This is a genomic window from Paenibacillus cisolokensis, assembly GCF_018403665.1.
Taxonomy (GTDB): Bacteria; Bacillota; Bacilli; order Paenibacillales; family Paenibacillaceae; genus Paenibacillus_AH; species Paenibacillus_AH cisolokensis.
Map to the genome: position 1 here is coordinate 1 of NZ_BOVJ01000262.1, position 9,548 is coordinate 9,548.

Here is a 9,548-nt window from a genome sequence, read left to right on the forward strand (position 1 = left end):
GACGCGGAAGGGAAGATCGGGGCGGTCGGCGGGACGGCCTACAAGGTAGCGGCCGCCGCGCGGGCGGGCGCCGGGCTGTTCCTCGCTCCCGAAGCCAACTACGACGAGGCGGAGGCAAAAGCGCGGGCGCTCGGCGGAGCAATGAAAGTGACTCCGGTGGCGACGCTGGCGGACGCCATAAGGGAGCTCGAAGCGCAGCCGGGCGGTCCGCCCGCGCCCGAGAGCGGCGGGCAAACGGTTACCGGTCGACGATGATCGGCTGCTCGTAATAGTCCCGGAACAGATCGCGCGGCTCCGGCTGGCGGTAGGCGAGAGCGTAGGCCGCGGTCGCTTGCGTATCGAGCCGGAGATACGGGTCGTCGGCCGGAGGCCGGGCGGCGCTCAGCAGAACCGGAAGCCGGGCCGACCGGCGCATCCGGCGAAGCAGCTCCCGGCCTTTGGCGGAAAACCCGAGTACGCGGATATATCCGATGCCGTCGCGCAAGCGGGCGGGCGCGAGCAGCTCCTTGCCGTGGCCGAGCAGCGCCGCCAGCAGCGCCCGCTGCAGCTTCGTCCGGGTGTACCGCTTCGTCTTCAGCGCCGCGAGCAGCGCTTCGACGTCAAGGGAAGGCAGCGAAGGCAGCGCCTTCTTGATCCGATGCTCCAGCCCTTCCGTCATTTCGTGCAATTCGGCAAGCTCCTCGGCCGGCGAAGCGAGCAGGCGGTGAAACAGCCGCTCGGCGAACCGCTCCCAGCAGATCGGAGCCTTTCCTTCGTCGCAAGCCTTCTTCAGCAGCTCGACGGTCGATTGCGGAAGATAAGCCGCAACGTCCTGCAGGGAACCGGACTCCATGAGCGTCCGGCGGATCGCCGTTGCGCTGGCGATCTGCCCGTCGGTGAAGCGCCGTTCGTGGTAGCCGGCTTTCTCGCGGCGCAGCGTGTACGGACGAATGCGGCTGCCGATCCGTTCAAGCGCCAGCACATAGTGCAGCCCGAGCGTATTGTTCGGTTGATCGAGCGGATAGGCTGCCGCTTCAAGATCGCCGGCCGCTTCCATATACCGTCTTACGGCGGCGCCGTAGCCTGCCGGATAGCTCACGCCGGCCGCCAGCTCTTCGGCGACCAGCTTCCTGAATCCGGAAGGCTCGGCGGCCAGGGTGCGGGCGATTCGCTGCAAAATCCCGATCTCCCCATGCTCGCTGCCGAAGCACAGCGAATCGACGACGCCTGTCGCATCCAGCAGCGATACCGCCCCGAAGGCGAACCATTCCGCGGCCTGCGTCGCATAGGCGACCGGCAGCTCGATGACGAGATCGCAGCCGCCCCGCAGCGCCATTTCGGCGCGAACCCATTTGTCGGCAAGCGCGGGTTCACCCCGTTGCAGGAAATGGCCGCTCATGACGGCGACGACTGCATCGGCTTCCGTTATTTTGAGCGACTGTTGCAAATGATAAAGATGTCCGTTATGAAACGGATTGTATTCCACGACGATTCCGACCGTGCGCATGCCCATCACCCCACAGAACGACTATGTCGATCTTCAATATACCATGCGCGCGCCGGTTCGTGAAAATGTTGACAAATACTGCGGCGGACCGATATAATAGGCTTTGTTTGTTTGGAGTGATGACGATGCAGTTTCATATGCGGGAAGTGCTGAAAGGCCGGGTCGTTCCGCTGCGGCAGACGCTTGACGTTTCGCAGCTTTTAGGCGGCCGCCGGGACGTGTTGTCTGCGGGCCCGCTCGATTGCCGGCTTAAGGCAAGCCCCGAAGAAGGAACGGTGCGGGTCACCGGCGAGCTGGACATCCGTTTGGAGCTGGCATGCTCGCGTTGTCTCGAGCCGGTCAAAGAGCATCTTCGCGTACCGTTCGACGAATCGTTCGCTCCGGCAGACAATGTCAAGAGCGAAGAAGAGGACGAAGACGCGCCGTACGTCCATCCGGTTGACGGCGATCTCGTCGAGCTCGAACCGTACGTTTACGAAACGCTGCTGCTATCCATTCCGTTCGTGCCGCTTTGCCGGGAAGACTGCGAGGGGCTTTGCCCCGAATGCGGAACCAATCGCAACGAATCACCATGCGGCTGCTCACGCGAGAAGGTCGATCCCAGGCTCGAAGCGTTGAAGGGATGGTTCGATTCGAAATGAACGGATTTCAACGGGCGCAAGGATAGGGCGGTTTGCCCGATTCTGTGAAGGAGGTGGGAAACATGGCAGTACCTCAACGAAGAACGTCGAAAACTCGCCGCGACAAGCGCCGCACGCACTTCAAGCTGGCGGTACCGGGTATGGTAAAATGCGAACAATGCGGGGAACTGAAGCTTGCGCACCACGTTTGCAAAGTGTGCGGTTATTATAAGACGAGAGAGATTATTTCCCAATAATCGGTCATGCAAGCAGCGCTTCGTCTTCCGGATGAGGTGCTGTTTTTTGCTCCGAATGATGACGGGCGAAGGAAAGGCGGGAACGGGAGCGCGCCCAGCGGCATTGCTTCCGCCCGCTTTTTTCTATATACTGAATTAGTACCTGGTGATAATAGCTGACGGTTTTGTATTCATACCGAAGATAAAGGTGGTGCCGATTATCGAACGGCAACCGAAGAAGCAGCGCCATCAGCAACTGCTGCGGATCATAGAAGAAAACCCGTTCGTAACGGACCGCGAGCTGACGAGGCTGCTGAAAGTAAGCATACAGACGATTCGGCTCGACCGGATGGAACTCGGCATTCCGGAGCTGCGCGAGCGTCTCAAGCTGATGGCGGAACGGTCGTACGACGCCGTCCGTTCGCTACAGCTTGACGAGGTGATCGGGGAAATCGTCGATCTGCAGTTGGACAAGAGCGGCATCTCGATCTTCGAAATCCAGAAGGAGCACGTCTTTTCCCGGACCGGCATCGCCAGAGGGCATCACGTATTCGCGCAGGCGAATTCGCTGGCCGTTGCGGTCATCAACGACGAGATCGCCCTTACGTCGGCGGCGGACATCCGCTTCCTCCGTTCCGTCAGGCTCGGAGAGAAATGCATCGCCAAGGCGTTTGTCCGGTCGCATTCGGGAGGTAAAAGCAAGGCGAAGGTCGAAGTGTTTACGTATGTCGGCGACGAGATGGTTTTTCAAGGCCATTTTGTTATTTTCAGATCCGCAGGAGAGAGAGCAAACGAAGGGGGGAGCGAGCGTGCGGATCGCGATTGACGCGATGGGCGGCGACCATGCGCCCGAATCGATCGTGCAGGGGGCGCTGGCGGCGGCGGCGGAATGGCCGGATACCGAACTGATGCTCGTCGGCGACCGGGCCGCGATCGAGCCGTTGCTGGCGGACGGGAAGCCCGGTAACGTGACGGTTCGCCACGCAGACGAAACGATCGGTCCCGAGGAGGAACCGGTCAAGGCCGTCCGGCGCAAAAAAATTCGTCGATGGTCATCGCCGGACAGCTCGTCCGCGACGGCGAAGCGGATGCGATGATGTCGGCCGGCAACACCGGCGCGCTTATGACGACCGGGCTGCTCGTTGTCGGGAGGCTTGCCGGCATCGAGCGGCCGGCGCTGGCGTTCACGCTTCCCACGATGGACGATAAAGGGGTGCTGGCGCTCGATCTCGGCGCCAATATGGACGCGAAGCCCGAGCATCTGCTGCAGTACGCGATACTCGGCAGCATATACCGGAGCAAGGTGAACGGCATCGGCAAGCCGCGCGTCGGCCTTCTCAACGTCGGAACCGAAGAGCGGAAAGGCAATGAAACGGCGAAGGCGGCATTCGATTTGCTGAAGGACGCTCCTATCCATTTTATCGGCAACGTGGAAGCGCGGGACGTTCTCACCGGACAATGCGATGTGCTCGTATGCGACGGTTTTGCCGGCAATATTTTGTTGAAATCGATGGAAGGTACGGCCGGCGCCATATTCGCTGCCCTGAAGGAAGCGTTTGGCCGGTCGCTGCTGACGAAGCTGGCTGCGGCCGTCATGATGCCGGGGCTGCGCCGGATGAAGGGCAAGCTGGATTACAAAGAGCACGGAGGGGCTCCGCTGCTCGGCCTGAACGGTCTTGTCGTGAAGTGCCACGGCTCCTCCGACGCGCGGGCCATCAAAAACGCCGTCAGACAGGCGAGAACCGCGCTTCAGGAGCGGTTGACCGAAACGATCTCTATGGAAATTAGCGGGAAGTGAGCGTGCAATTATGAATCTTCATCCGGTGGGCATAATCGGGACGGGCAAGTATGTTCCGGAAAAGTATTGACCAATCGCGATTTGGAATCGATGGTGGAGACGAGCGACGAATGGATCGTTACCCGCACCGGCATTCGCGAGCGCAGAATCGCGTCCGCGGAAGAGGCGACGTCCGATTTGGCTTACGAGGCGGCGGAGCGGGCGCTTGCGGATGCAGGCGTCAGCGCGGAGGAGCTCGACCTGATCGTTGTGGCGACGATCACGCCGGATATGTTCTTCCCGTCTACCGCCTGTCTGCTGCAGGAGAAGCTCGGAGCGAAGCAGGCGGCGGCGTTCGACCTGTCGGCAGCCTGCTCCGGATTTATATACGGGCTGGCGACGGTAAGCTCGATGATCGCATCCGGCATGTACGAGCGGGCGCTCGTCGTCGGCGCGGAATGCCTGTCGCGCGTGACGGATTATACCGACCGCAACACGTGCATTCTGTTCGGAGACGGCGCGGGCGCGGTCGTGCTCGGCCGCGTGCCGGAAGGCAGAGGCTTCCGTTCGTTCGAGTTGGGAGCGGACGGAGCGGGCGGCGAGCTGCTCAAAATATGCGGCGGCGGCTCGCGGCTTCCGGCTACGGCGGAGAGCGTCGCCGGCCGCCGGCATTTTATCGAAATGGCCGGCAGCGAAGTGTTCAAGTTCGCGGTCCGCATCATGGGCAGCGCGGCGGAGGAAGCGCTGCGCAAGGCCGGAATGGACAAATCCGACATCGATCTGCTGGTTCCGCATCAGGCGAACATCCGCATCATCCAGTCGGCATTGAACCGGCTCGATTTGCCGGAGGAAAAATGTATGATCAATCTGGACCGGTACGGTAACGTTTCCGCCGCCTCGATTCCGATCGCGCTGGCGGAAGCGGTGGAGGAAGGACGCGTGAAGGAGGGCGACCGGATCGTCATGGTCGGCTTCGGCGGCGGCCTCACTTGGGGCGCCTGCACGCTCGTATGGTAGCCGGACGGCCGTGCGCCGCCCGCGGTGCCGCGCGAATTGTGCGTGCCGCTGACGCGCGGGCTGTGCCGGCGTGCCGGATCGAATAACTCGGGAACGGGAGGAGAACGTCTTAAATGGGCAAAACGGCATTTGTTTTCCCCGGCCAGGGGGCCCAGGCCGTCGGCATGGGGCGGGACGTCTTCGAGACGCACGCCGCCGCGCGGGCTATATTCGAGGAGGCTGACGAAGCGCTCGGCTTCCGGCTAAGCGGAATCATCTTCGAAGGGCCGGAGGAAGAACTGAAGCAGACGGCCAATACGCAGCCCGCGCTGCTGACCGTCAGCGCCGCGCTGCTGAAAGCGCTGGCGGAGCGCGGATGGACGCCCGATTACGTGGCCGGACACAGCCTCGGCGAATACAGCGCATTGGTGGCGGCCGGATCGCTGTCGTTTGCGGACGCGGTGCGGACCGTGCGTGCGAGGGGAGAATTTATGGAGCAGGCCGTACCCGGCGGCCAAGGCGCGATGGCGGCGGTGCTCGGGGCGGAGCGGGATGCGCTGGCAGCGTTGTGCGCGGCCGTGTCGGAGGAGATCGGGACGGTCGAGCTGGCCAATGTGAATTGCCCCGGACAGATCGTCGTCTCAGGTACGGCGGAAGGCGTCCGCGCCGTCGCGGAGCGCGGCAAGGAAGCCGGGGCGAAGCGCGTCGTGCCGCTCGAAGTGAGCGGGCCTTTCCATTCCTCGCTGATGAAGCCCGCGGCCGAACGGCTTGCCGGCGTACTGGAGCGTCTCGACATTCGCGACGCTGCGGTGCCGGTCGTAGCCAACGTGACGGCTCGTCCGGTTACGGCAGCCGGAGAGATCAGGAAGCTTCTCGTCGAGCAGGTTTATTCGCCCGTTCTGTGGGAAGATTGCGTCCGCTGGCTGATCGCCCAGGGGACCGATACGTTCGTCGAGATCGGTTCGGGAACCGTCCTTGCCGGACTGATCAAGAAGATCGACCGGAATGTCCGCGTCCTGTCCGTAAACAGCGCGCCGTCGCTGGCGGAAGCGGCATTGTAAACCGCCGGGCCGTGCGCGGCGGGCGGCAGAAATCGAAGGAGGGATTGCTATGTTCGCCACTTTGGAAGGCAAGGTTGCGCTTGTAACGGGCGCTTCCCGCGGCATCGGCCGGGCGATTGCGCTGGCGCTTGCCGAAGGCGGCGCCGACGTCGCGGTCAATTACGCCGGCAGCGAGGCGGCTGCGGCCGAGACCGCCAAGGCGGTGGGAGCCGCCGGGCGGCGGGCGCTACTCGTCAAGGCCGACGTCGGCAAGCCGGCCGAATTCGACGAAATGGTCAAAAAGGTTGTCGACACTTTCGGCAAAATCGACGTTCTGGTGAATAATGCCGGTATTACTAGAGATAATTTAATTATGCGAATGAAGGAAGAAGAGTTCGACCAGGTGATCGAAACGAACCTGAAAGGCGTGTTCAACGGCATCAAGGCCGTGACCCGTCAGATGATGAAGCAGCGTTCGGGACGGATCATCAACATCTCGTCGGTTGTCGGTGCTCTCGGAAATCCCGGGCAGGCGAATTACGTCGCCGCGAAGGCCGGCGTGATCGGCCTCACGAAAGCGGCCGCCCGCGAGCTTGCTTCGCGCGGAATTACGGTCAATTGCGTGGCGCCGGGCTTCATCCGGACCGACATGACGGACAAGCTGGCGGACGAGCAGAAGGAGCAAATCATGGGACAGATTCCGCTTGCGAAGCTCGGCGAGCCGGAAGACATTGCGGCGGCGGTCCGCTTCCTCGCTTCCGATGCGGCGTCGTACATGACCGGTCAGACCGTCCATATCGACGGCGGCATGTATATGTAATTGGAGAGAGCGAGGCACGGTTTCATATAGCATTTTGTCTTCGATTCTCGTATAATACCATGGAGGAGGTGAACCGGATGTCCGATGTATTGGATCGCGTAAAACGTATCGTCGTCGACCGCCTAGGCGTGGACGAAGCGGAAGTTACGATGGAAGCTTCCTTCAAGGATGACCTTGGCGCTGATTCTCTCGACGTAGTCGAGCTGGTTATGGAGCTGGAAGACGAATTTGATATGGAAATCTCCGATGAAGACGCAGAGAAAATTACGACGGTGGGAGAAGTAGTCGCTTACATACAATCTCATACGTAACGAACTGCTCAAACAAGTCCCGTTGCTTTAACGGGACTTGTCCATCTGCCCGCCGTATCAACGGCTCTCCGAATGCGATCGCGACTTGAGGTTTATCCGGCAAGTACCGGCATAGGTTAAGGAAACAAGCGCAGCACATGACTGCATTTATTCGATAGATGAACGAAAAATTCAGCCTTATATATTGCTGTCCGCAAGAGGTGAAGATAGTGAAACAGAGAGTTGTCGTTACCGGCATGGGGGTCGTAACCTCGCTAGGCACCGATCTGGAACGGTTCTGGGGGAATTTGATGGAAGGCAAGTCGGGCGTGTCGCGGATCGAATCGTTCGACGTATCGGAATATCCGACGCGCATCGCCGCCGAGATCAAAGATTTTTCCCCCGAGCAATTTCAGCTCGACAAGAAGGAATCGCGCCGGATGGACAGGTTCGTGCAGTTCGCCGCCGCCGCCAGCCTGATGGCGGTGAAGGACGCCGGACTGGACATCGGCGGCAACGCCGAACCGGATCGGGTCGGGGTTATGATCGGCTCCGGCATCGGCGGTCTCGGCACATGGGAGGAACAGCATAAAGTACTGCTGGAGAAAGGACCCAAGCGCGTCAGCCCGTTCTTCATCCCGATGATGATCGCGAATATGGCATCCGGCCAAGTTTCGATGCTGACGGGGGCGAAAGGGCCGAACAGCACGGCGGTTACCGCCTGCGCGACGGGAACCCACTCGATTGGCGACTCGTTCAAGATGATTCAGCGCGGAGATGCCGACGTCATGATTTGCGGCGGCGCGGAAGCGACGATTCGTCCGACCGGGATGGCAGGGTTTTGCGCCCTGCGCGCCATGTCCGTGCGCAACGACGAGCCGGAGAAGGCGAGCCGTCCGTTCGACATCGATCGCGACGGGTTCGTGATGGGCGAAGGAGCCGGCGTGCTCGTCGTCGAGTCGCTTGAGCATGCGCTGAAGCGCGGCGCTCGGATCTATGCCGAAATTATCGGCTACGGCATGAGCGGCGACGCGTATCATATGACCGATCCCGATCCCGACGGAGCGGCGCGGTGTATGACGCGGGCGTTGAAGGACGCCGGACTCGCTCCGGAGACGATCGATTACATTAACGCTCACGGCACGTCGACGCCGGTCGGCGACAAGTCCGAGACGACCGCGATCAAGAAAGCGTTCGGCGACCATGCGTACAAGCTGGCGGTCAGCTCCACGAAGTCGATGACCGGTCATCTGCTCGGCGCCGCCGGTGGGGTGGAAGCCGTCATTCTCGCGCTGACGCTGAAGAACGGCGTTATTCCGCCGACGATCAATCTCGACAACCAGGACCCGGAATGCGATCTCGATTATGTGCCGAACAAGCCGCGGCAGGCGGACGTCCGTACGGCGATTTCCAACTCGTTCGGTTTCGGCGGCCATAACGCGACGATTGTGATGAGGAAATATGAAGCATGAACGTTTCGACGAGCTGCAGAGTCGTCTGAAGCTGCGGTTCCGACGGCCCCGGCTGCTCCGGCAGGCGTTCACCCATACTTCGTATGTGAATGAACATAAACGCGGCTCGATCGAAGACAACGAACGGCTGGAGTTTCTCGGCGACGCGGTTCTCCAGCTGCTCGTGTCCGAATATTTGTACCGTACGTACCCGCGCCGCCCCGAAGGCGAACTGACCCGAATGCGCGCCAGTATCGTGTGCGAGCCGTCGCTGGCGCGGTTTGCCGAGCATCTCGATCTCGGCTCATACGTCTTGCTCGGACGCGGCGAAGAGCAGCTCGGCGGACGCCAGCGTCCGGCCCTGCTGGCCGATCTGTTCGAATCGTTCATCGGGGCGTTCTATCTGGACCACGGACTGGAGAAGGTGAGAGGATTTCTGGAGGCCAACGTGTTCCCCCACATCGAAGGGGAGGACGGGGAGCTCCTGCTCAAAGACTACAAGTCCAAGCTGCAAGAACGGGCCCAGCATGAAGCGTTGGGGCCGATCGAATACCGGATCGCCGAAGAGCGCGGGCCCGCCCATGACCGCGAATTCGTAGTCGAAGTCAGAATCGGCGACAAGCCGAGCGGGACCGGCGTCGGACGGACGAAGAAGGAAGCGGAGCAGCGGGCTGCCGCCGAGGCGTGGCGGATGCTCGCCGCCGGCGATTGAAGCGTCCGGCCGGTATAAGCGTGATCGCGGACGGCCGAAAGCGGGCCTCGGCCCGTCTTCGGGAGCGGTCGTTCGTGTCAGGAGGAGGGTGCCGCCGCATATGCGGCCCCCTCCTCTTTT

At 61.6% G+C, this 9,548-nt stretch carries 9 protein-coding genes and 3 pseudogenes; 11 read left to right on the forward strand and 1 reads right to left on the reverse strand.

Annotated elements, in window-relative coordinates; genetic code table 11:
* Positions 1-255 (forward strand): annotated as a pseudogene (locus PACILC2_RS25740) (hypothetical protein); the annotation flags it as partial.
* On the opposite strand, the gene PACILC2_RS25745 reads toward PACILC2_RS25740, so the two are convergent.
* Positions 239-1,486, reverse strand: a complete 1,248-nt coding sequence (locus tag PACILC2_RS25745) for a nucleotidyltransferase (protein WP_213531864.1) — start codon at positions 1,484-1,486, stop codon at positions 239-241. The pseudogene PACILC2_RS25740 and the gene PACILC2_RS25745 sit on opposite strands and share 17 nt — an antisense overlap.
* A gap of 125 nt (positions 1,487-1,611) precedes the next feature.
* Between PACILC2_RS25745 and PACILC2_RS25750 the strand changes: the two genes are divergently transcribed.
* From PACILC2_RS25750 to rnc, 10 genes and pseudogenes are all read left to right on the forward strand, one after another.
* A complete protein-coding gene (locus PACILC2_RS25750) occupies positions 1,612-2,127 on the forward strand; it encodes a YceD family protein (protein WP_062496733.1) in 516 nt (171 codons plus the stop codon).
* A 62-nt stretch (positions 2,128-2,189) separates the two neighbouring features.
* Positions 2,190-2,363, forward strand: a complete 174-nt coding sequence (gene rpmF, locus PACILC2_RS25755) for a 50S ribosomal protein L32 (protein WP_082655178.1) — start codon at positions 2,190-2,192, stop codon at positions 2,361-2,363.
* A 187-nt stretch (positions 2,364-2,550) separates the two neighbouring features.
* Positions 2,551-3,168 (forward strand): transcription factor FapR, encoded by a 618-nt coding sequence (gene fapR / locus PACILC2_RS25760; protein ID WP_213531866.1) that lies wholly within the window; start codon positions 2,551-2,553, stop codon positions 3,166-3,168.
* Positions 3,152-4,140, forward strand: a pseudogene (plsX, locus tag PACILC2_RS25765) (phosphate acyltransferase PlsX). The gene fapR and the pseudogene plsX overlap by 17 nt, the downstream one beginning before the upstream one ends.
* 10 nt (positions 4,141-4,150) lie before the next feature.
* Positions 4,151-5,136: pseudogene (locus PACILC2_RS25770) on the forward strand (beta-ketoacyl-ACP synthase III).
* A 113-nt stretch (positions 5,137-5,249) separates the two neighbouring features.
* The gene (gene fabD, locus PACILC2_RS25775) at positions 5,250-6,176 is read left to right on the forward strand and encodes an ACP S-malonyltransferase (protein WP_213531868.1); all 927 of its coding nucleotides are present in this window, start codon (positions 5,250-5,252) and stop codon (positions 6,174-6,176) included.
* A 49-nt stretch (positions 6,177-6,225) separates the two neighbouring features.
* Positions 6,226-6,975 carry a 3-oxoacyl-[acyl-carrier-protein] reductase gene (fabG, locus tag PACILC2_RS25780; protein WP_213531870.1) on the forward strand — a complete coding sequence of 250 codons (750 nt, stop codon included), beginning with the start codon at positions 6,226-6,228 and terminating at the stop codon, positions 6,973-6,975.
* Positions 6,976-7,052: 77 nt separating this feature from the next.
* Positions 7,053-7,286, forward strand: coding sequence for an acyl carrier protein (gene acpP / locus PACILC2_RS25785; protein WP_062492534.1), 234 nt, complete (start codon positions 7,053-7,055; stop codon positions 7,284-7,286).
* 209 nt (positions 7,287-7,495) lie between these two features.
* Entirely contained in the window at positions 7,496-8,737 is a 1,242-nt protein-coding gene (fabF, locus tag PACILC2_RS25790) for a beta-ketoacyl-ACP synthase II (protein WP_062492535.1), read from the forward strand.
* Complete coding sequence (rnc, locus tag PACILC2_RS25795) at positions 8,727-9,428, forward strand: ribonuclease III (protein WP_213531872.1); 702 nt, start codon at positions 8,727-8,729, stop codon at positions 9,426-9,428. Before fabF ends, rnc begins: the two co-directional genes overlap by 11 nt.
* Positions 9,429-9,548: the final 120 nt, after the last annotated feature.

What these genes read in the sequence shown, in the direction of transcription:
- PACILC2_RS25745 (WP_213531864.1), bottom strand. Translation starts at nt 1,486, where the DNA reads ATGCGCACGGTCGGAATCGTCGTGGAATACAATCCGTTTCATAACGGA.
- fabG (WP_213531870.1), top strand. Translation starts at nt 6,226, where the DNA reads ATGTTCGCCACTTTGGAAGGCAAGGTTGCGCTTGTAACGGGCGCTTCC.
- acpP (WP_062492534.1), top strand. Translation starts at nt 7,053, where the DNA reads ATGTCCGATGTATTGGATCGCGTAAAACGTATCGTCGTCGACCGCCTA.
- rpmF (WP_082655178.1), top strand. Translation starts at nt 2,190, where the DNA reads ATGGCAGTACCTCAACGAAGAACGTCGAAAACTCGCCGCGACAAGCGC.
- rnc (WP_213531872.1), top strand. Translation starts at nt 8,727, where the DNA reads ATGAAGCATGAACGTTTCGACGAGCTGCAGAGTCGTCTGAAGCTGCGG.
- PACILC2_RS25750 (WP_062496733.1), top strand. Translation starts at nt 1,612, where the DNA reads ATGCAGTTTCATATGCGGGAAGTGCTGAAAGGCCGGGTCGTTCCGCTG.
- fabD (WP_213531868.1), top strand. Translation starts at nt 5,250, where the DNA reads ATGGGCAAAACGGCATTTGTTTTCCCCGGCCAGGGGGCCCAGGCCGTC.